The sequence below is a fragment of the Limisalsivibrio acetivorans genome, from assembly GCF_000421105.1.
GTDB lineage: Bacteria > Chrysiogenota > Deferribacteres > Deferribacterales > Geovibrionaceae > Limisalsivibrio > Limisalsivibrio acetivorans.
Genome location: NZ_ATWF01000002.1, coordinates 453,163 through 475,208, shown reverse-complemented (window position 1 = coordinate 475,208; position 22,046 = coordinate 453,163). Strand labels below are relative to the sequence as shown.

The window sequence follows — 22,046 nt, the reverse complement described above, 5'->3', positions numbered from 1 at the left end:
GAGATTAATTGCAGCGGCTTTACTTTTTATTATGCTTACGGTACCCGCCTTCGGGCAGTATGATGTTAATTTCAACAACATGACGCTGAAGGATTTCGTCCAGTTCGTGGCGGAATTTACGGGTAAAAACTTTGTTTATCAGGAGAGGGACCTCAAAGGGGAACTCACCATCCAGTCTGGTATGAAGATGGAAACTGATGACATAATGGAGATCTTCTATACTACTCTCTCCCTAAACGGTCTCGCCATTGCGGATAAGGGGAACTTTATCCAGATAATGCGTAACAACGAGGCCAAGGAGTATGACGACGGCTTCAGTGAAAAGGTCAGCAGCAGTCAGATAGGGGTTACCACAACGGTTGTTCCTGTTAAAAACTTCAATGTGCGCATGCTTGCCACAATGCTCAAAAGCCTGAAATCAAGGGAGGGTGATGCTCAGATCCTCAACGGTCTTAACGCCTTCATCCTCCATGACACAGCCACAAGGGTTCGGAAGATCCTGAAGGTTGTGGATAATCTTGAGAGGAACGCCGCAGGATATGAGATACACACTGTAGAGATTAAGAACGCAATTGCGAGCAACATAGATAAGAGGCTCAGCCAGCTTTATTCCGAGCTCAATAAGAACCATATGACATCCGGTGATCCCGTTATCGTCTCCGATGATTCATCAAACCTGATGATTATCGCCGCAGGCCCCGAGGATTTCCGCAAGATAAGCTACATCATTGAGCAGATGGACAGCCCCACCGCCGGTACACAGAATGAACCCAGGGTTTATTACCTGAACAACTCTTCCGCCGTGGATATTGAGAAGGTGCTTAACAAGCTTCTGGACTCCGTTGTGGATCCGAAGAAGAAAGAAGTTATCAAGTCTCAGGTAGCTTCGGATAAGGCAACAAACTCCATAATCGCCTTCGGGGATCAGGAGCTCTACCAGAAGATAGAATCACTTATAAAGAAGCTTGATGTACCCAGAAAGCAGGTTTATGTAGAAGCACTTATCCTTGAAACAACCTTGGACAGCGGAAACAAGTTCGGCGTTGAGTGGCTTGCCGGTGCTGGAAGCGATTCAACGGCAGGAAACATCGGCTACCTCGATTCCGATGGTGCGCTAACTGGCTATATGGGGCCCGTACTTGAGGGTAAGTCCCCCAGCCTCGGCGCACTCGCCGGCGGTTTCAGCCTCGGAATCCTGGGTGATGTTATTACCTATGAAGGTGTCCAGTTCCCGACCCTCGGTCTGCTCGTTAACGCAGTAAAGAGTGCTTCGGGTATAAACATCCTTTCAAATCCCCAGATCCTGACACTCGACAACGAGGAGGCTGAGATATTCGTGGGTGAGAACAGACCCTTCCTCACAAGCACGAAATACGATTCAAACAACAACCCCGTCCAGTCCTACGACTATCGTGACGTGGGTGTTAAGCTCAAGATACTCCCCCACATCTCCGCCGATGACAAGGTTACTCTGAATATCGAGCAGGAGGTTAAGAAGGTGAGCGCAAGTACCTTTGACAACACCGCACCCGTAACCCTGACCAGAAGCACGAAGACAAGGGTCAAGCTCAAGGACGGCGCCACGATGGTTATAAGCGGCCTTATCAAGGACGACTCCACAGCCACACGCTCCGCCGTTCCCGGGCTTTCCAAGATCCCGCTTCTCGGATGGCTCTTCAAGAATAAGGGTACGGATTTCGAAAAAACAAACCTTATGGTATTTATATCATCATATATCATAGACACTGATGGTGAGGCACAGAAGCTCACCGAACAGAAAAAAGCTCAACAGCAGGAATTTAAGGACCAGACTACAGAGCAGTTAAAGAAAGATTACTGATGACAGATTACGAAAAGGCCATAGACAGCTACCTTCGTTTTCCCGACAGGAGCGATTTTGTTCCTGTGGATGAAGACGGATTAAAATTTCTTTTCGCCGATGACAACGGGCTTGTAAAAGCCCGTTTCCTCGCTTTCAGCCTCGGGCTTAACCCCTCCTTTGAGCAGGTCAGCCGTGAGCGTGTGTTTGAGATCCTCGAGCACCTCGGAGGCGAGGTCTCCGATGAATTCGAGTCCGATGAGGAGACCCTTGAGGATGACGAAACGGCGAATATCCTTTCCGCTTCCTACGATGATGCACCGATCATTAAGCTCGTTAACCAGCTTATGATTCAGGCGGTTAAGAAGGGTGCTAGTGATATCCACTTTGAAGGGATGGACAACAGCTTTGCAGTACGCCTCCGTGTGGACGGCAAGCTGAAGACTGTTAAAAAATTCCCCAAAAAGATTCAGGACCCGATCATCGCCCGTATCAAGGTTGTCTCAAACCTCGATGTGGCGGAGAGCAGGAAGCCGCAGGACGGACGTATAAACCTCAAGATAGGTAACCGAACCATCGATGTGAGGGTTTCCACCGTCCCCTCTGTTACAGGGGAGAAGGCGGTTCTTCGTATATTGGAGCGTTCGAAGAGCCTTGTAACCCTTGAAAATGTCGGCCTTGCGGATCATCTTCTGGATCTGTACAGGCGCAACCTGAATAAGCCGAACGGCATTATCCTTGTGACGGGGCCCACGGGTTCGGGTAAGACCACAACCCTTTACGCATCTCTGCTGGAGATAGCCAGCGATGATTCGAATATTATGACCATCGAGGATCCGGTGGAGTACCATATGGAGAACATTACGCAGGTTCAGGTGAATCAGGCTGTAAACGTAACCTTCGCCAGTGCGATCCGATCATTCCTGAGACAGGACCCCGATGTTATCCTCGTGGGTGAGATTCGAGACGAAGAGACCGCCGAGGCAGCTGTTCAGGCTTCGCTTACAGGTCACCTTGTCCTCTCCACCCTGCATACAAACGACGCCCCCACAGCCGTTGCCAGACTGATTGATATGGATGTGGAGCCCTTTCTCATATCCTCGTCCCTCCTCTGTACCATGGGTCAGAGGCTCGTGAGGAGGATATGCCCCGAATGCCGCAGGAAGGTTAAGTCCGATGACTATGTGCGTGACTACTTCCAGGGTGAGGGGTATGAGCTTGATGAGCATTACATCGGTGAAGGCTGTGATGCATGCTTCGGTACGGGCTATAAGGGGCGGACAGGTATATTCGAGATAATGAGCGTTAACGATGAGATAAGAAGCCTCATAAACCGCAGAGCCTCCTCCGGCGAGCTGGCCGCAACGGCTAAGAATAACGGCTACAAGAGGATGTTCGACTACGGTGCGGAGCTTGTACGCCATGGCGTTACCACCCCCATGGAGCTTATCACGGTAACCAGGATCGACTGATGCCCACCTACAGCTTCAACGGTATAGATAAAAAAGGCAAAAAGGCCAAAGGGGTTCGTGAGGGTGACACCAAGAGTGCCGTCCTTGCTAAGCTTATGGGTGAAGGGATCATCGTTTCCGATATCCAGCAGGTGAAGAGCCGCAAAGGGAGAAGCTTTTCTATCCCCTTCCTCCCCGGAGGCAGTAAAAAGAGCCTCCCAGATATATTCTTCCAGCTCTCCCTTCTTCTGGGAAGCGGAATACCCCTTGTGAGCGCTCTGCGCATACTCTCCGGTTCCATCGGGGGGCAGAAGGTTCGTAACATGCTGCTCGATGTTGCTGGGTCCGTATCTGAGGGTAACCGTTTCAGCGAGGCACTGGCCAAATTTCCCAACTTCTTTGAGGATATGTACGTCAACATGATCCGTGCATCGGAGGATGTGGGGAAGCTCTCCTCGGTGCTCATGGATATTGCGACATTCGAAGAGGAGAAGAGGCAGGTTAAGGATAAGCTCACCTCTGCTCTGATGTATCCTGTGGCCGTACTTGTACTCGGTATGGGTGTTGTGGGCTTCCTGTTGAGCTACGTAGTCCCCAAGCTTGAGAATATATTCGCCTCTGCGGGAACAGACATCCCCGCCACCACAAAGATGCTTGTGGGGATCGCAGAGATACTGCGGGAGTACGGTGTTTTCATATTTGTATTCTTACTCGCCGCCGTTGTAGCCCTGAGGTGGCTTTATGTCAATAACCCTAAGTTTCGCATGGAGACTGATAAAAGGATCCTGCGCATCGGCTTCGTACGTCAGGTTCTCATAGCCAGGTTTGCCCATATACTCTCCTTCCAGCTGAAGGAAGGGCTCCCCCTTACCCAGGCTCTTTCGAACTCTGCCGGTGTTATGTGGAACAGGGCCTTCACAGAGAAGATAGTCCGCATCGAAGATGACGTTAAGTCGGGTGAGAAGTTCTCCTCTGCCGTGTCGAAGGCTGGCGGTTTTCCCGAGCTCTTCGAGGCAGCAGCGGCCACTGGTGAGCAGTCGGGTAATATGGCGGGGCTACTTGAGCGTGTGAGCACCTTCTACGGCAAAAAGACCGAACAGTACACATCCCGCTTTGTCTCCGTTGTTGAGCCCGTATTCATAATGTTCATTGGTGTAATCATCGGTTTTATCGTGGTTTCTATTATGGAGCCACTCTTCCAGCTCAACACGCTGGTTGGTTAACTTTGCTCTTGAATAACCCCCGCACAGTGTAGTATTAATATCAACCTATGTATAAAATCTCTGCAGGGATCACCTGCAGGGGCTTAAATCGAAAAACAGGATTATATGGATAAGAAATACATAAGAAACTTCAGTATCATTGCACATATCGACCACGGTAAGTCCACCCTTGCGGACAGGCTTATCCAGAACACGGGCGGCCTTGAGGACAGGGACATGAAAGCCCAGGTGCTGGACAGCATGGACATTGAGCGGGAACGTGGGATAACCATCAAGGCCCAGACCGTCCGCCTCTACTATGAGGCCCAGGACGGGAACCGCTATCAGCTCAACCTCATCGATACCCCCGGACACGTCGATTTCACCTATGAGGTCTCCCGAAGCCTCGCCGCCTGTGAAGGTGCGCTTATAGTTGTGGACGCTGCCCAGGGCGTGGAAGCGCAGACCATCGCAAACGCATATATGGCTGTGGATCAGGAGCTGGAGCTTATCCCCGTTATTAACAAGATAGACCTCCCCTCCGCAGACCCGGACAAGGTTAAGGCGGAGATCGAGGATATTGTGGGCATCGATGCCACCGATGCGGTTCTTGCAAGCGCAAAGGATAATATCGGCACCGTTGAGATACTCGAAAGGATCGTGGCACAGGTTCCGGAACCGAGGGGAACCTATGATGCACCCTTTAAGGCGATGGTATTCGATTCCTGGTACGACACTTATCAGGGGGTTGTGGTTCTTATCCGTGTTATAGACGGGCGCATTAAGCCAAAAGAGAAGATCAAGATGATGTCCACAGGGAAGGAGTACACCATCGATAAGGTGGGTGTGTTCACCCCTAAACCATTTATGGTGGAGGAGATATCCGTTGGAGAGGTCGGTTTCATCACCGCAGCCATCAAGGATATCAACGATGTGGATGTTGGTGACACCATCACCCACTCCACAGTGCCCGCCAAGGAGGCCTTCCCCGGTTTTAAGAGGGTTAAGCCCGTTGTATTCTGCGGTATGTATCCTGTGGATTCCAAAGACTATGAGGATCTTAGAGACGCCCTCGATAAGTTGATGCTTAACGACAGCTCCATCAGCTACGAGGCGGAAAGCTCCGCCGCACTCGGTTTCGGCTTCCGCTGCGGCTTCCTCGGTCTGCTCCACATGGAGATCATACAAGAGAGGCTCGAAAGAGAGTTCGGTCTTAATCTGGTTACAACCGCACCCACGGTTATATATAAGGTTACAAAGAAGGATGGGGAGCAGATAGAGGTGGACAATCCATCGGACCTCCCCGATGTTTCTGAGATAGATTTTATTGAGGAGCCCGTAATCAATTCCACAATAATCCTTCCCGAGGAGTTTGTGGGGGGTGTTATGCAGCTCCTCGTCGCTAAGCGGGGTATCCAGAACAACATGCGCTATCTGAACATGGGGCGTGTGATTCTGGAGTATGAGATACCCCTCTCCGAAGTTGTTATGGACTTCTACGACAAGCTTAAGTCGATCTCAAGGGGATACGCCTCCTTCGATTACGACTTTTCAGGCTACAGAACATCCGACCTTGTGAAGCTTGACATACTTCTTAACGGCGAATCCGTGGATGCTCTCAGCATCATCGTCCATAAGGACCACGCCTTCTACAAGGGGCGTGACCTCACTGAGAAGCTCAAGGAGTTTATCCACAGGCAGATGTTTGATATCGCCATTCAGGCCGCAGTGGGGAACAAGATCCTCGCCCGTTCCACTGTAAAGGCATACAGGAAGAACGTTACCGCCAAATGCTACGGCGGTGATATATCAAGAAAGCGAAAGCTCCTTGAGAAGCAGAAGGCGGGTAAGAAGCGGATGAAGCAGGTGGGCAACGTGGAGATTCCGCAGGAGGCCTTCCTCGCTGTCCTTAAGATCGGTGAAGATTAAATACGGAGATGAAGATGCCGTCTGACGAAGCAAAGAAGAATAATCCCGAAGGGGATTCCCAGGAGAAAAAGCCCGGGAAGGAAAAGAAGAAAGAGGGCTTTTTCGACTCCCTCGTTGTGGCGGTTGTCATTGCCCTTATTATAAAAGCTTTCATAGTACAAACCTATACGATACCATCCGGCTCCATGCTGGATACCCTCCTCATAGGCGATTATATCCTTGTTAACCGCCTCGCATATAAGTTCAGCGAGCCGGATAACGGCGATGTGATCGTTTTCGAGTACCCCCTTGAGCCCGAAAAAAGCTTTATCAAGAGGATAATAGCCAAACCCGGCGACAGGATTAAGATTGTCGATAAGCAGGTTTTCCTTAACGGTGAAGCGCTTCAGGAGGATTACAAGCAGATCAAGGATAAGAACGTTTATCCGGATGTTATGTCCAACAGGGATAATATCGACCCCTTCACGGTGCCGGATAATAAGTATTTTGTTATGGGTGATAACCGTGATGCCAGCTATGATGGCCGTTTCTGGGGCTTTATCGATAAGGACAGCATCAAAGGGAAGGCGTTTTTAATCTACTGGTCGCTGAAAACACCGGAGTACGGTTCAGCCTGGTCAAAGATGCCTCTGCGTTTCTTCCGGTTCCTCAATCCTGAGTACGACAGGTTTGACAGGATCCTGAAACTGATTCATTGAATTTGACCCGCTTTCGTGTAATAATTATGATCAGATCCTTGTATGTTACTGAAGTATGCGGATAATCGGAGGACAAAATGCGCCTGTTCATTAAGCTTGCTGTATTTGCTATAGTTGCTTATCTGATCTTTATCACGGCAAGGCCATGGGTTAAATACTACATATTTAAGAATGCTTTTGTTAAGGCTATCGGTGGTTCTGTGATGACGACTATACCCAGGAACATCGACAGCGCCGCTAAGGATATGAATATCGGCATCACTTACGAGGACGATGTTGAAGTGACAGAGTATGTTAACAAACTCAACTACAGGCTCGAATACAGCGAGAGTGTTATGTACCCCTTCGGTCAGGAGGTTGAGTTTGACTATACCATTTCCGTTGACAGGAACATAAAGGATGAAAAGGAAGACTAAATGGATTTGAAGTACAAAAGGATTCTTCTTAAACTCAGCGGGGAAGCCCTTATGGGGGACCATGAGTTCGGCGTTGATTTCGATACGCTCAACTTCATTGCGTCAGAGGTCAAAGAGGTCCATGACCTCGGCGTAAATATCGGCATTGTGGTTGGTGGCGGAAACATCTTCCGTGGTGTTTCCTCAGCTGCTGGCAATATAGACCGTGTAACAGCGGACTATATGGGTATGCTCGCAACCGTTATGAACGCCCTTGCCCTGCAGGATGCTCTGGAGAAGATCGGGTGCGAAACGAGGGTGCAGTCCTCCATAGAGATGCGCCAGATAGCAGAGCCCTTCATACGCCGCAGAGCGATGCGCCATTTCGAGAAAGGGAGGGTGGTTATATTCGCCGCCGGAACGGGGAACCCCTATTTCACGACGGATTCCGCCGCAACGCTGCGTTCATCGGAGATGAATATGGACGTTGTCCTTAAAGGAACCAAGGTGGACGGCGTTTACGACAGCGATCCCGTTAACAACCCCGATGCAGTAAAATATGAAACAATCGATTACCTCAGCGTTCTAAACGAGAGGCTGAAGGTTATGGATTCCACAGCCATAAGCATGTGCATGGACAACAAAATGCCCATTATTGTCTTTGACCTTTACGGCAAAGGCAACATGAAGAAGATAGTCACCGGTGACAAATTAGGAACAATTGTGGAGGGTTGAAAATGCCGGATTCAATAATTAAAGATGCAAAAGAGAAGATGGAGAAAACCGTTGATCACCTGAGGGAGGAGTATAAGGCTGTTAGAACTGGCCGTGCTTCCATCTCCATGTTTGATAATATTAAAGTGGACTACTACGGAGCGCCCACGCCCCTCGCTGGTGTGGCAACGCTTAGTGCGCCTGAGCCCCGTCTCATCGTTATACAGCCCTGGGATCCCACAATGATCCCCGTTATCGAAAAGGCTATTAACCAGAGTAATCTCGGGCTCAACCCCCAGAACGATGGAAAGCTCATCCGTCTCCCCATCCCCCAGCTCACAGAGGAGCGGAGGAAGGAAATCGTGAAGGTTGTCAAAAAACTTGCGGAGGAGGCTAAGGTCGCCGTCAGGAATATCCGCAGGGATGCAAACGATCAGCTCAAGAAGCTCGAGAAGGACAAGGAGATCTCTGAGGACGACTTCAAAGCCTATCAGGCAGATGTTCAGGAGCTCACAGATGAGAACATTAAACGACTGGATGAGGTTCTCGATGCAAAAGAAAAGGATGTAATGGAGATATAATGCCTGAGAGTCTCCCCCGTCACCTTGCCGTCATAATGGACGGCAACGGGAGATGGGCCAAGAAAAGGGGAATGCCCAGGGTTATGGGACACCGCAAAGGGGTAGAGGTTGTGAAAGATATAGCCCTCTACTCCGCCGAGGTGGGTATTTCCTATCTGTCCCTCTTCGCATTCAGCATGGAAAACTGGAAACGCCCCGGTGATGAGGTGGGCTTCCTTATGCGTCTGCTCGATGATTACATCGAGAGGGAACTTGAAACAATACTCAGCAATAACATACGTTTGACCGCTTCCGGCCGTATGGCTCTTCTCCCCGAAGGAACAAGGAAGAAGCTGGAGGCCGCCATTGAACGTTCATCTTCCAATGGTGGCATGGTGCTTAACCTTGCCCTCAGCTATGGTGGACGCTCGGAGATAATCGACGTGGCCAGACGCATGGCAGAGGAAGCAAAGAACGGAACGCTACAGCCGGAAGATATAGATGAAGAGTTCTTTAAGAGCTATCTTTACAACCCAGAGATTCCCGATGTGGATCTCCTTATCCGGACCAGCGGCGAGATGCGCATAAGTAACTTTCAGCTGTGGCGCATTGCATACAGCGAACTGTACTTCACCGACAAATACTGGCCCGACTTTTCCAGAGCCGATCTGGATGAGGCGGTGCAGAGCTTTGCCGGAAGGGAGCGCAGGTTCGGCAAAACGACGGATCAGATCGATTCGCCGAAGTCTGATTAAACCGCCGGAGGCTGTGTGAGCGATAAGAGCAAAAGGATTGTAACCGCCGTACTCGTTATTCCTCCGGTGATCTATGCTATCATCCACTTCGGCGAGCTTTTCTTCCTTGCCGTTATGACCGTATTCATAGCCGCCGGTGCATGGGAGTTTTACAGGATGGCCTCCGCAGCACAGCATGAACCGCTCGCCATACCTGTTCTGGCTTCAGCTGTTATTATACCGGCGGGCTTCTACATCGGCACAGGGGACAGCATAGGCTTTGCCATCTTCCTTTCCGTGATGCTTGTATTCCTTTCGAAACTTTTTGGGAAAAAACCGCTGGAGGACACCTACCGTACGGTGGGGGTAACCCTCCTCATTATCATATACTACCCTTTCCTTGCCTCCTTTCTGGTTCTGCTCAGGATGGAGAACTACCACTGGCTATTCTATCTCTTTGCCGTAACGTGGATGAACGATACCTTCGCATTCTATGTGGGAAGCCGTTTCGGCAAGCGCAGGCTCTATGAAAAGATAAGCCCCAAGAAGAGCGTGGAGGGTCTTATCGGAGGTTTTGCAGGCGGGATTACCGGTGCTGCTCTTTATTCATACTTCTTTATGGGTATAGGTGTATTCAATATTGTCGTGACAGGTATAATCCTCGTTGCCGCCGGTGTTATTGGCGATCTGGCCGAATCGATGTTCAAGCGTCGTTCGGGCATTAAGGACAGCGGTACCCTGTTTCCGGGGCATGGTGGTATCCTTGACAGAACCGATTCCCTTATCTTTGCTGCCCCCGTCCTCTACTATTACATCAGGCTGGCGGTATGACGAAGAAGCGTATCGGTATTGTCGGCTCCACAGGTTCCATAGGCCGGCAGGCCCTTGATGTCATCCGTTTAAACAGGGAACTCTTCGATATATCATTCCTTTGTGCAAACTCAAGTGAGGAGCTTCTCAAAGAACAGGCGGCGGAGTTCGGTGTGGATGCCGTATGCCTGGCCGCCGGTGGCGCCCAGTCACTTGTTAAGCTAATTCGTGAGCAGGAGCTGGATCTTGTCCTCGTTGCAGCCGTTGGTGCGGCGGGAATCGTCCCCGCATGGGAGACGGTGAACCGGGGAATTGACCTTGCCCTTGCAAATAAGGAATCGATCGTTGCCGCCGGACGAATTATTCTGGATAGAGCGAAAGAAACCGGAGCATCGGTTATCCCCGTGGACAGCGAACATTCCGCCATACACCAATGTCTCATGGGTCAGAGGATCGAGGATGTGCAGAAGGTTATCCTCACAGCCAGCGGCGGAGCCTTCCGCAATACTCCCAACGATGCGCTGGGGCATGTGGGTGTTTCCGAGGCGCTGAACCATCCGAACTGGAGCATGGGGAGCAAGATAACCGTTGATTCGGCGACTATGATGAACAAGGGGCTTGAGCTCATCGAGGCGAGGTTCCTTTTCGATATAGACCCTTCGATTCTTGATGTGGTTATTCACCCCCAGAGCATAATACATTCCGCAGTGCAGTTCATAGACGGGAGTACGCTGGCCCAGCTCGGCTGGCCCGATATGAGAACACCCATCTCCTTTGCCATGGGGCTCCCCTCAAGGCTTGAGTGCGGCGTTAAGCCTCTGGATCTGTTTGAGGTGGGCAGGCTTGATTTCAGGAAGCCTGACTATGATAAATACAGGTGCCTCGCCCTTGCGCTGGAAGTGCTGAAAAAGGACAACAACGGTCCTATGATAGTCATGAACGCGGCGAACGAGATTGCCGTTGAACAATTTCTCCTCGGAAATGTCTCATACCTTGGGATAGCCGAAGTAATTGAGGAGACGCTTTCCATATTCGATACGGGCGATTTCAGCACCCTTGAAGAGGTTTTCGAAACCGATAAAAAGGCGAGGGAAACCGCCAGATATTCAGTTAAAAGGATGAACGGATGATTTCCGCAATTATACTATTAGGTCTGCTAATTTTCTTTCACGAACTCGGTCACTTCCTTGTGGCTAAGTATTTCGGTGTTTATGTGGAGCGATTCTCCATAGGTTTCGGTCCCAGGCTGCTTAAATGGCAGTGGGGTGAGACGGAGTATGCCCTATCGGCGATACCCCTTGGCGGGTATGTCAAGATGTACGGCGAAAGCCCCGATTTCGAAGAGGAGGAGGAAGCTTCTCCGGAGATGAAAGAGAGGGCGTTTAACAATAAGCCCCTCCATGCACGCTCCCTGATCATCTTTGCAGGGCCCTTGGCAAACTTTCTTCTGGCCGCCCTTGTGTACTCTGTTATCTTCATGGTTGGTGTGCCGAGGCATATAGCCAGCTTGGGTGAGATTGTTTCGGACATGCCTGCGGCTCAGTCTGGACTGCAGGAGGGTGACAGGGTTGTTGCCATAGACGGAAGGGATATTAAGTTCTGGGATGAGATGGCCGCCTATGTAAGCGAACGCCCGGGGGATGAGATAGATTTTACTGTACTCCGTGACGGCGAAGAGCTCACCTTCTCCATTGCACCCAAGCAGGTTGAGGAGAAGAACGTCTTCGGCGAGACAATAAACATCGGCGTTATTGGCGTAAGAGCCTCCGGAGAAACAGAATCGATCACCTTCGGTCCCTTGGAATCACTGCAGAAGGGCTTCGTTAAAACCTATGAAGTAACGGGTCTCATCATAAAGAGTGTCGTTAAGATATTCCAGCGTGCGGTTCCGGCGGATTCGGTGGGTGGACCCATATTCATCCTGCAGACGGCAAACGATGCGGCGGATACGAGTATTACAGCATTTCTCGCCTTCATGGCGGCGATAAGCATAAACCTCGGCATACTGAACCTGCTACCCATACCAATACTGGACGGCGGTCACCTTCTCTTTAACCTTATTGAGGGGATTATGAGAAAACCGGTAAGTATGAGGATAAGGGAGATGGCGAACACGGTAGGGCTTCTGCTCATCCTTTCACTTATGTTTTTCGCATTCTATAATGATATTGCGAGGATTATCAGGGGCTGACAGTATTCCTGATTTCGCTGATGAGCCCCTGCAGGTCGAGGGGCTTAGGGCAGACCTTTATCCTGTCCTGCAGATGCTCGCATTCGCTCCTGTAGGCTGTGGTGATTATGATGGGGAAGTCCTCATTATGGGCACGCACAGCTTCGATTAATCGGAAGCCGTCCATAACAGGCATCGAAAGGTCGGTGACGAGCAGGTCGAATTGTTCGGTGTTATATCTTTCAAGGGCCGCTTTTCCATTCTCCACATCTGTAACAGTGAACTGAGCTCCAAGTTTTCTGCTGATCAGCTTCCTTGTGAGCTCTTCATCCTCCGCATAGAGGATTCGGATATTCTTGTCAGACTCAGACATATAACCTCCCAAATTGGCTGCAACTCAAGCTTAACGTTTATTGATAAGGTTTGCTACATCAATATGCCCCGGTCAGCCGGAACGATATAAAATACTCCTAATGATCTATTTTTCTGCACAAAACCTTTCTGGCGCTAAAAAGCTTAAGATCTTGATTCTGAATGGATCTTTTTTACTTAAACCACTCCTGGGATCATGTTTTTCAAAAAAATATGGATCTTTTCTATTTAGAAAAAATGAAAGTGTACGATTGTTAATGTGCGCAAGGAAGCGCGTGCCTCTATTGAAAGAATCAAGGAGGATGACATGGCACTTAGGATTTATCAGAACACGATGTCGCTGAACACCCAGCGGTATCTGGGCAATACTCAGAATCAGCTGAGTAAATCCCTGGAAAAACTTTCATCAGGTCTCCGTATCAATCATGCCGCAGATGATGCCTCAGGCCTTGCGATTTCCGAAAAACTGAGAGGACAGATCACCGGTCTCAAGCGTGCATCTATGAACGCACAGGACGGTATCTCCATGCTCCAGACGGCGGAAGGCGCTCTCGGCGAGGTTAGCTCCATGCTCCAGAGAATGAGGGAGCTTGCAGTGCAGGCCTCAAACGGAACCTACACCTCAAACGACAGGATCGAGATTCAGAAAGAGGTTGATCAGCTCAAGAATGAGATCAACAGAATCTCCTCCGCAACCGAGTTCAACACAAAGAAACTTCTTAATGGTGACGGAACAGCACTCTGGTCCGCCAGCAACAACAAGATCAAAGCGATCGTTCGTGATGATGTTGCTGAGGGGAACTACAAGATATCGCTGAACACCACCCCCGGTACCAACCAGAAGTTCAAAACCGACATCATGACACTCAGTGAAGATGTCATCGGATCGGAGATCGTGACAGGCGGCGGATCCAGCGGAAACAACACAAACGTTGCTTTCGTGAACAACCCCGAGTCACTCCCCTCCACAGGAACTGCCTACTTCAGCGTAAAGGTAAGCGGTAATGTAACCGGCGATGTATCTGGTATGAGCACCCTTGCTTACTACGAGCAGCCCGGTTCATCCTTCCTCGTGAACGCCACAAACGTATCCGCTTCCGGCGGTGCGAGCGGCTATCTTGAGGTTGAATTTGCCGAGAACTTCTCCGCAAGCAGCTCCAAGAACGGAAGCGTAAACGTACGCTTCGTAGACGCAAAAACCGGCTCCATAAGCGACTGGGTAACTGTTAGTGCGGCGGCGAATGCGGGTAACTCCACGTTCCTTGTCGATACCACCACAGCAGGGCTTACAAACACAGCCGGAAACTCCATCGCCATCGACTTCACCGTAACCCTTTCCTCAAACGGTGCGGTTCAGGCGGGCGACAAGGTTCTCTTCTCCCTTACAGGCGGCGTCGCAACGGGCAACTTCTCCTCCTCCGGAGGCGGTAGTGTGCAGATAACCGGCGGGCCCGAAGGGCAGGATGGCCCCACAATCTACTTCACAGGCGCAAGCTCCCTTACCACTGCGGATAACGGCGACACAGTTGTGGACTACAACGAAGTCAAGCTCTACTACGCCCAGCTCAACGACAGCACAGGTAACCTTGACATCGGTAATATGACCCTCAACTTCAAGGAGCAGAGTAACGACTCCAGCCCCGCAGCAGGAAGAACATCTTCAGATGCCTTTGACCTCGAAATCAGAGGGTCCGGAGATGCCGCAACATCCACAACAAAGATGAAGGATATCGCCAGATTCGTGGATGCGGATGGAAACAACGTCTTCGACAACAAGCAGGAGCTTACCATTTGGGGTAACGGAAAGAGCGCTACGATCTTCCTTGAGGGTGATGACACCATCGCCGATGTTGAGAAGAAGATCGAAGAGGCTATAGTGGATGGCCTTGATATGGGCTCAGAGAGCAGTAACGTAAACAGCCACCTTGTGGACTACGTTTCTGTTCCCGATTCCGATGGCGAAAGAAGCGTTAAGGGTACCTTTATAATCCAGACTGCTCTCACAGGCGAGCAGGGAGAACTTGCATTCAGCGGTGATCAGAGGCTCATCGACGGATTCTCCCTTGCTGAGATTCAGGAACCCACAAACAATACTACCCACGTAACTGTTAAAGATGCCCACACAGGCGAACTCATCGGTACTGATGAAACAGGAAACGACAGAGTTTACGGCATTGTGGACGGTATCGAGATTATCATCGATTCCAGAGCAGGCGTAAACGAGTCCTGGGATACTATCAATCAGGAGATATCATTCTCCGAGAATACGGATGAATCCTCCAAGGAGCTTTTCCTCCACGTTGTGGACAACTCCACGGATCTCCAGATAGGGCCCAACGAAGGACAGCAGCTCTCCGTTTCCATACCTCAGCTCGATGTTGAAGGTCTGGGTATAGAGAATACAACCCTGGTATCGCAGGATCTCGCTCAAAGAGCGATCCCCGATATTGATGCAGCCCTTGATAAGGTTGTTACCATCAGAGCAACTATCGGTTCTCAGATTAACAGGCTCGAGTACACCATCAACAACCTCGAAACTGCCAGAGAGAACATGACAGCTAGTGAGTCAAGGATCCGTGATCTTGATGTTGCTTCTGAGATGGCAACCTTTACCAGGTATCAGATTCTTAATCAGTCCGGCATAGCGATGCTTAGCCAGGCGAATCAGATACCGCAGATGGCTCTCCAGCTCATTCAGGGCTAACGGGTCATTCGGACAGGGACGTTACAGAATGATACAGGGAGGTAAACAATGGCTGCAATGAGTGTACGTAATAATAAACCGGAAAATTCCCAGCTTGATCAGCTTCAGGAGATTCTGCGGGAAATGTTTCAAAGCAATTTCTACGGCTCCGTAGAGGTTAAATTTGAAAACGGCAAGGTTACTATAGTCAGAAAGACTCAGTCACTTAAAATCTAAATACCATTCAAAGGGGGCCTTTAAAGGCCCCCTTCTTTTTTCCTCCAAAATCCTTTAATAAGAGTTCAATAGAGTGTAAAATACGAAGTATGCATATCAGAAGGGAGGCGTTATCTTATGTCCGGCAGAGAGAAGATACCCTACGGCAGGCAGTGGATAGATAAGGACGATATTGATTCGGTTATTCAATCTCTGAAGGGGGATATGATAACAGGAGGCCCCTTTGTGGAGCTTTTCGAGAAGGAGCTGGCGTCAAGGTTCGATGCGGACTACGCCGTGGTCTTCAATAGCGGAACCTCCGCACTGCACGCCGCATACCACGCCGCATGGCTCGATGCGGGACACACTTTCATCACAAGCGCAATGACCTTCGCCGCCACAGTCAATGCCGGCCTGTATCTAGGCGCATCCCCCCGATTTGCAGATATAGAGCCGGATACGGGGAATATTAACCCAGATAATATCGAAGCACTCATAGATGAGACCACAACCCTGATCGTTCCCGTGCACTATGCTGGCCAGCCTGCTGATATGGAGCGTATCGCCGGGATAGCCTCCGATAAGGGGCTTAAGGTTATCGAGGATGCATCCCACGCCCCGGGTGCTGTATACAAGGATACAAAGACAGGCTCCTGTGCCTATTCGGATATGACAGTTTTCAGCTTCCATCCGGTAAAGCATTTCACCACAGGGGAGGGGGGAGCTGTGCTCACCAACGATACGGACACCGCCGAACGCCTCTGCCGATTCCGCAATCATGGCATTACCAGAACGGATTTCGAGAAGGAGTCCCATGGCGGCTGGTATATGGAGATGCAGGAGCTCGGGTTCAACTACCGCATGTGCGATATACAGGCAGCTCTCGGCGTAAGCCAGCTTAAGAAGCTCGACATGTTCATCGAGAAACGCCGGGATATCTCCATAAAGTACGACGAAGCGTTCATGGAGAACCAGCTTATCGAAACCCCGCCGTACAGACCTCGAACCATGCACAGCTACCATCTTTACCCCGTCAGGGTGAGTGTCGACAGGAAGGAGTTCTACGAAAGGCTCCATGCGGAGGGTATCCTCGCCCAGGTGCACTATGTTCCTGTTTACCAGCATCCCTTTTACAGGGAGAACGGCTTTGAGGATTTCAGCCTTCCGGAGACCGAGGAGTTCTACAAGAAGGTGATAAGCCTGCCGATGTTTCCTCTGATGAGCGAGAAGGAGACGGATAGAGTTATAGATGTTGTAAACAAAACACTGGAGGAGCTTGGATGAGAACCGGAATTGTCATACAGGCGAGAACGGGTTCCTCAAGGCTCCCTGCCAAGATCCTGAAACCGCTCCCCTACGGCGGCGACACCACCGTACTCGGGCAGGTTGTTAAAAGATGCAGAGCATCCTCTGCGAACGATGTTGTCGTTGCAACTACAACAAACAGTGTGGACGATGCGGTTATACCTGTTGCAGAGAGATCCGGTGCGGAGCTTTTCAGGGGGAGCGAGGATGATGTTCTTGCCAGATACTACGGAGCGGCCGCCGCTTCCAGCCTTGATATAATCGTCCGCATCACGGCGGACTGCCCATGCATCGACCCCGTTGTTATCGATATGATGCTGGAGGAGTTCAGAAGAAGCGGGCGTGACTATATGTCAAATACCGCCGAGAGGACCTTCCCCCACGGCATGGATACGGAGATTTTCACCTTCGAAGCTCTGGATAGGGCTTACAAAGAGACCGAAAGGGATGACTACCGTGAGCATGTCACCCCTTATATATATAAGAGCGGAGCGTTCACAACCGCCTCCTACCGTTGTCCGGACCACAGCCTTATCGCACCGGACATCCGCATAACTCTGGATACTCCCGAGGATTACAACCTCATATGCACCGTGTACGACTATCTGGGTGAGGATTTCGGGCTTAAGGATATCGTGGAGCTATTCAATGATAAGCCGTGGTTGAGGGATATAAACGCCTCCGTTATGCAGAAGCGTGTTTTTTCCGATGAAAAAGAGGAGCTGGAGGAAGCGGTCAAGCTCCTTGAGAGGCAGGATATGAAGTACTCGGCATCCTTACTCAAACGTGAGCTTGGATGAGGATCGGTATCTTCACCGCTGCGGGTGGTAAAACAGGTTTCGGTCACCTCGGCAGATGTCTGGCTCTCAGGGATGCCCTGCGTGAGCGTGGTGAGGATCCTGTGGTTTATGTGGACGGAACATACGGTGCGGGATGCGGCATAAAAGCGGAGCAGTGGCAGGAGGATACGCCTCCGTCCGGCTTTGATATATGTGTAATAGACTCCTATGAACCGGATGCCTTATACCTTAAGGGTCTTGATAACGGTCTGGATGTTTTTTTGGATGACTATATGCGTTTGGAGTACCCTCCGGGCGTTGTTATAAACGGTGCACTTTATGCCGAAGAGCTCCCCTATAACCGGGATGATACCCTCCTCGGCGTTGAATACGCTCTGCTCAGGAAACCCTTCTGGGATCTCACCCCCATGGAGGGGGAGCAGGGGATCTTTGTGAGTGCTGGGGGGAGTACGCCGGGGAATGTGTTGGAAAAGATCTGCCGGGTGCTCCTTGAGCAGACGGATGAGACGCTGAACGTCCTTTCGGTGAAGCCTCCGGTGAGCTCGGTGAGGGTGAATACCTTCTTTGATCTGGACGCAGAGGAGATGCTTAAGCTTATGCAGATCTCATCCTGCGCCTTCTCCGCCGCCGGCCAGACAACATATGAGCTGGCCAGAGCGGGGCTTACGGGATGCATCTTCTCCGTTGCGGAGAATCAGGAGAACAACCTTAGGGCATGGGAGCGCAGCGGGGTTTTCAAAAGTGCCGGAAGGGCTTATGATGAAGGATTCGAAGGGCTTCTAAGGAAGCATGCGGCGGTCCTGGGCAGGGGTGTGAATACCTCCGCAAGGGAGCTGGTCGATGGCCAGGGTGCCAGAAGGGCCGCTGAATTTATTCTGGAGAGAGTGCGATGAATATACTGCTGCTGACAGACAGCACACAGGCAAACCCTCTTGCCGAATGGCTTGAGGAGCGGGAACGAAAGGTTACCGTCCACACAGGGGGTATAACCCTTGCCGAGGCTTTGGAATCTGACCCCGGATTTATAATATCCGTATTCTATGAGCATTCCATCCCCGGTAATCTTCTGGATGAATTCAGGAACAGGATAATAAACCTCCAGCCCTCCTACCTCCCGTGGAACAGGGGTTACGATCCCATGCTGTGGAGCTGTATAGAGGGTACGCCAAAGGGTGTGAGCATGCACAGGGTAGTGGACAGTGAATTGCGCAACGGCGATATACTTGTGCAGGAACGCATTGAGCCCGATGAGGATAGGGAGACCCTCGCCACTCTCAAGGAGATGCTGGTTGAACGTCTGCTGGATATGTTCCATTTCAACTGGAGCTACATACGTGAACGGAGGCTGAAGGCTATCCCCAGAGAGGATGAGGGGAGCTACCATGCGCCTGACGAACTGGTAGAGTTAAAGAAAAGGGTAAAAGAGACGGGTGAGGATATAACCATAACAGAGCTGAGGAAGCTATGGAAAGAGATAAGCGGGAAGTAAGAATAGGCGGAAGGATTCTGGACGATGAATCCCCCGCACTGATCATTGCGGAGCTCTCCTGCAACCACGGCGGGGATTACACTGTGGCGGAATCCACCATCCGTGCCATGGCTGAGGCGGGGGCGGATGCCGTTAAGCTTCAAACCTATACCCCGGATACTATCACCATAGACTGCGACAATGACCTTTTCACCATAAACCATGGAACCCTTTGGGACTCAAGAACTTTATACGACCTGTACAAAGAGGCCTACACACCTTGGGAGTGGCAGCCGAAACTGAAAAAACTGGCCGGTGAACTGGGTATGCTCTGTTTCTCGAGCCCGTTTGATTTCACAGCGGTGGACTTTTTAGAGGGTATGGATGTACCCGCATACAAGATAGCCAGCTTCGAGATAAATGATATACCGCTCATAGAGTACACAGCCTCCAAGGGTAAGCCTGTAATAATCTCCACCGGCATTGCAGAGCTTGAGGATATCGAGCTAGCGGTGGAGACGGTGCGCAGTACGGGTAATGACCAGATAATCCTACTCAAATGCACCAGCGCATACCCCGCACCAGTGGAGGATGCGAAGTTGAGCACCATGGCGGATATGCGTAAGCGTTTCGGAGTGCTTACCGGTGTCTCTGATCATACAGAGGGGCACACGGTCCCCGTTGCTGCCGCTGCACTCGGGGCAAAGGTTATCGAGAAGCATTTCATAATAGATCGAAGCATGGGCGGACCCGATGCCCCTTTCTCCATGGAGCCTGCGAAGTTTGCGGAGATGGTGCGTCAGGTACGAATGGCGGAGGCGAGCATTGGTAAGCCCGACTATCAGCTCACCGAAAAGGCCAAAGGTAGCAGAGCCTTCTCCCGATCACTCTTCATCGTTGAAGACGTTAAGAAGGGTGAGCTTATCACAGAGAAGAACCTGCGCTCCATACGGCCGGCTGGTGGTCTGCATACAAAGCATTACAGGGAGCTGCTTGGGAAAACAGCGGCTCAGGATATAGACAGAGGAACTCCTGCTTCCTTTGAACTCTTTGAAGATGAAGGGGAATGATATGATAGAAAGAAGGGATTTAGGTTTCTGCGAGCTGATTAATTTTGTTGTGTTGAAGAAGGAAGAATCCGAGCTGGTTCGAAGATGGAGAAACGATCCTGAGATACGCCACTGGATGTATACGGATCATGAGATAGGTGAGGATGAGCATTACTGCTTCGTGGGGAGCCTTGAGGGACAGTCCTGCGAACAGCACTTCCTCGTTAAGAGGCATGATGAGCCCATTGGTGTCGTAAATATCGGGTGTATTAGTGAAAAGCACAGAAGCGCAAAGCTCGGTATATACTCCGCCCCCGATGCCAGAGGTGCAGGGGAGACACTGATAAATGCGCTCTTCTTCCTTGCGTTCAAGGAGTTTGGTTTGCATACCCTTAAGCTTGAGGTCATAGAGGGGAACGATAAGGCTGTGGAGTTCTATGAGAAGCACGGTTTCAGGCATGAGGGTAAACTTCGAGAATATATACATAAAAACGGCGAATGGCTCGATGTCCTCCTTATGGGGATAACAGAGCAGGAGGCCGAAGGGCGGGGTTAGAGCCTCTGCACGGCATGGAATATGCTAAAACTTAAACGGGAAAGTTTTTCACCCTTCGGGGCATTGTCTTTATAATACATTGCTCCACATGAAGTTTTTGCATAAAAGAGCAGAGGTGACACAGCGATGTTCAGCGATAAAACCATTCTGGTAACTGGGGGCACAGGCTCCTTCGGCAAAGTTTTCACCCGTTATATCCTTGAAAACTGCAATCCTAAGAAGGTAATTATTTACTCCCGTGATGAGTACAAGCAGTATGTGATGCAGGAGGAGTTCAGCTCCTTCAGCGGGCGTATGCGATTCTTCATCGGGGATGTGCGTGACAGGGAGCGGATGTACAGGGCGCTGGACGGCGTTGATGTGGTGGTTCACGCCGCTGCGTTGAAGCAGGTTCCCGCCGCTGAATATAACCCCCTCGAAGCGATAAAGACCAACATCTACGGAGCGCAGAACATCATAGATGCCGCCATAGACCGCAATGTGGACAAGGTTATCGCACTCTCCACAGATAAGGCGGTTCATCCTGTTAACCTCTATGGTGCCACCAAGCTTGTTTCCGATAAGCTGTTCACCTCCGCAAACGCCTATTCCGGCTCAAAGAGGACCACATTCAGTGTTGTGCGCTACGGCAATGTGGCCGGAAGCAGGGGTTCTGTGATCCCATTCTTCCGCAGGCTAGTGGATAGCGGCGCAAGGGAGCTCCCCATCACCGATTTCCGTATGACACGCTTCTGGATCACCCTTGAGCAGGGGGTTCAGATGGTTATCCGTGCTATAAACGAATCGAAGGGGGGGGAGATATACGTTGCCAAGATACCCTCCTTCCGTGTCACCGACCTCGCAGAGGCGATGCTTCCGGAGGCAGAGCAGAAGGAGATTGGAATAAGGGAGGGGGAGAAGCTCCATGAGGAGATGATAACCATGGAGGATTCCCGCACAACCTATGAGTACGACAACTATTTTATCATATATCCCAACTTCAACTGGTGGGACAACGCCAAACACTTCACCCCGGGCGGAGCGCTGGTTGACCCCGAATTCCACTATAAATCAGACACCAATGAGCACTTCCTCACCATAGAGGAGCTTCGAAGCTGGTCCGGTAGGGTATAGGG

Annotated in this window: 22 protein-coding genes; 21 read left to right on the top strand and 1 reads right to left on the bottom strand. The window is 50.7% G+C overall.

Features of this window, described 5'->3' with window-relative positions; translation table 11 throughout:
- Nucleotides 1-31 precede the first annotated feature (31 nt).
- From gspD to rseP, 12 genes are all read left to right on the top strand, one after another.
- Entirely contained in the window at nucleotides 32-1,840 is a 1,809-nt protein-coding gene (gspD, locus tag K300_RS0113415; protein WP_022852193.1) for a type II secretion system secretin GspD, read from the top strand.
- Nucleotides 1,840-3,291: a GspE/PulE family protein gene (locus tag K300_RS0113410; protein WP_022852192.1), complete on the top strand. Its 1,452-nt coding sequence runs from the start codon at nucleotides 1,840-1,842 to the stop codon at nucleotides 3,289-3,291. The genes gspD and K300_RS0113410 overlap by 1 nt, the downstream gene beginning before the upstream one ends.
- Nucleotides 3,291-4,493, top strand: coding sequence for a type II secretion system F family protein (locus tag K300_RS0113405; RefSeq protein ID WP_022852191.1), 1,203 nt, complete (start codon nucleotides 3,291-3,293; stop codon nucleotides 4,491-4,493). The genes K300_RS0113410 and K300_RS0113405 overlap by 1 nt, the downstream gene beginning before the upstream one ends.
- Nucleotides 4,494-4,598: 105 nt before the next feature.
- Nucleotides 4,599-6,401 (top strand): translation elongation factor 4, encoded by a 1,803-nt coding sequence (lepA, locus tag K300_RS0113400; protein ID WP_022852190.1) that lies wholly within the window; start codon nucleotides 4,599-4,601, stop codon nucleotides 6,399-6,401.
- Nucleotides 6,402-6,415: 14 nt separating this feature from the next.
- Complete coding sequence (gene lepB, locus K300_RS15770; RefSeq protein WP_022852189.1) at nucleotides 6,416-7,099, top strand: signal peptidase I; 684 nt, start codon at nucleotides 6,416-6,418, stop codon at nucleotides 7,097-7,099.
- 77 nt (nucleotides 7,100-7,176) lie between these two features.
- Nucleotides 7,177-7,515, top strand: a complete 339-nt coding sequence (locus K300_RS0113390; protein WP_022852188.1) for a hypothetical protein — start codon at nucleotides 7,177-7,179, stop codon at nucleotides 7,513-7,515.
- Nucleotides 7,516-8,229, top strand: a complete 714-nt coding sequence (gene pyrH / locus K300_RS0113385) for a UMP kinase (RefSeq protein WP_022852187.1) — start codon at nucleotides 7,516-7,518, stop codon at nucleotides 8,227-8,229. It abuts the gene before it with no gap.
- A 2-nt stretch (nucleotides 8,230-8,231) separates the two neighbouring features.
- Nucleotides 8,232-8,789: a ribosome recycling factor gene (frr, locus tag K300_RS0113380; protein WP_022852186.1), complete on the top strand. Its 558-nt coding sequence runs from the start codon at nucleotides 8,232-8,234 to the stop codon at nucleotides 8,787-8,789.
- The gene (gene uppS / locus K300_RS0113375) at nucleotides 8,789-9,523 is read left to right on the top strand and encodes an undecaprenyl pyrophosphate synthase (protein ID WP_022852185.1); all 735 of its coding nucleotides are present in this window, start codon (nucleotides 8,789-8,791) and stop codon (nucleotides 9,521-9,523) included. Before frr ends, uppS begins: the two co-directional genes overlap by 1 nt.
- 15 nt (nucleotides 9,524-9,538) lie before the next feature.
- Nucleotides 9,539-10,333: a phosphatidate cytidylyltransferase gene (locus tag K300_RS0113370; RefSeq protein ID WP_022852184.1), complete on the top strand. Its 795-nt coding sequence runs from the start codon at nucleotides 9,539-9,541 to the stop codon at nucleotides 10,331-10,333.
- Complete coding sequence (gene dxr / locus K300_RS0113365) at nucleotides 10,330-11,442, top strand: 1-deoxy-D-xylulose-5-phosphate reductoisomerase (protein ID WP_022852183.1); 1,113 nt, start codon at nucleotides 10,330-10,332, stop codon at nucleotides 11,440-11,442. The genes K300_RS0113370 and dxr overlap by 4 nt, the downstream gene beginning before the upstream one ends.
- Nucleotides 11,439-12,503, top strand: coding sequence for an RIP metalloprotease RseP (gene rseP / locus K300_RS0113360; protein ID WP_022852182.1), 1,065 nt, complete (start codon nucleotides 11,439-11,441; stop codon nucleotides 12,501-12,503). Before dxr ends, rseP begins: the two co-directional genes overlap by 4 nt.
- Here rseP and K300_RS15765 read toward each other — a convergent pair.
- Complete coding sequence (locus tag K300_RS15765) at nucleotides 12,493-12,855, bottom strand: response regulator (protein ID WP_022852181.1); 363 nt, start codon at nucleotides 12,853-12,855, stop codon at nucleotides 12,493-12,495. The genes rseP and K300_RS15765 overlap by 11 nt on opposite strands.
- A gap of 306 nt (nucleotides 12,856-13,161) precedes the next feature.
- Here K300_RS15765 and K300_RS17100 point away from each other — a divergent pair, with 306 nt between their 5' ends.
- The 9 genes from K300_RS17100 (at nucleotide 13,162) to pseB (ending at nucleotide 22,044) form a co-directional block, all read left to right on the top strand.
- Entirely contained in the window at nucleotides 13,162-15,558 is a 2,397-nt protein-coding gene (locus K300_RS17100; RefSeq protein WP_022852180.1) for a flagellin N-terminal helical domain-containing protein, read from the top strand.
- Between the two features lie 48 nt (nucleotides 15,559-15,606).
- A complete protein-coding gene (locus K300_RS16905) occupies nucleotides 15,607-15,774 on the top strand; it encodes a hypothetical protein (protein ID WP_022852179.1) in 168 nt (55 codons plus the stop codon).
- A gap of 117 nt (nucleotides 15,775-15,891) precedes the next feature.
- Nucleotides 15,892-17,037, top strand: a complete 1,146-nt coding sequence (gene pseC, locus K300_RS0113340; RefSeq protein WP_022852178.1) for a UDP-4-amino-4,6-dideoxy-N-acetyl-beta-L-altrosamine transaminase — start codon at nucleotides 15,892-15,894, stop codon at nucleotides 17,035-17,037.
- Nucleotides 17,034-17,858, top strand: a complete 825-nt coding sequence (locus tag K300_RS0113335; RefSeq protein WP_022852177.1) for a cytidylyltransferase domain-containing protein — start codon at nucleotides 17,034-17,036, stop codon at nucleotides 17,856-17,858. Before pseC ends, K300_RS0113335 begins: the two co-directional genes overlap by 4 nt.
- Nucleotides 17,855-18,751 carry a hypothetical protein gene (locus K300_RS0113330; RefSeq protein ID WP_022852176.1) on the top strand — a complete coding sequence of 299 codons (897 nt, stop codon included), beginning with the start codon at nucleotides 17,855-17,857 and terminating at the stop codon, nucleotides 18,749-18,751. Before K300_RS0113335 ends, K300_RS0113330 begins: the two co-directional genes overlap by 4 nt.
- Nucleotides 18,748-19,347 (top strand): formyltransferase family protein, encoded by a 600-nt coding sequence (locus tag K300_RS0113325; RefSeq protein ID WP_022852175.1) that lies wholly within the window; start codon nucleotides 18,748-18,750, stop codon nucleotides 19,345-19,347. The genes K300_RS0113330 and K300_RS0113325 overlap by 4 nt, the downstream gene beginning before the upstream one ends.
- Nucleotides 19,323-20,396: a pseudaminic acid synthase gene (gene pseI / locus K300_RS0113320; RefSeq protein WP_022852174.1), complete on the top strand. Its 1,074-nt coding sequence runs from the start codon at nucleotides 19,323-19,325 to the stop codon at nucleotides 20,394-20,396. Before K300_RS0113325 ends, pseI begins: the two co-directional genes overlap by 25 nt.
- A 1-nt stretch (nucleotide 20,397) precedes the next feature.
- Complete coding sequence (gene pseH, locus K300_RS0113315) at nucleotides 20,398-20,931, top strand: UDP-4-amino-4,6-dideoxy-N-acetyl-beta-L-altrosamine N-acetyltransferase (RefSeq protein WP_026836467.1); 534 nt, start codon at nucleotides 20,398-20,400, stop codon at nucleotides 20,929-20,931.
- A 126-nt stretch (nucleotides 20,932-21,057) separates the two neighbouring features.
- On the top strand, nucleotides 21,058-22,044 hold the full coding sequence (gene pseB / locus K300_RS0113310) for a UDP-N-acetylglucosamine 4,6-dehydratase (inverting) (protein ID WP_022852172.1): 987 nt from the start codon (nucleotides 21,058-21,060) through the stop codon (nucleotides 22,042-22,044).
- Nucleotides 22,045-22,046 lie beyond the last annotated feature (2 nt).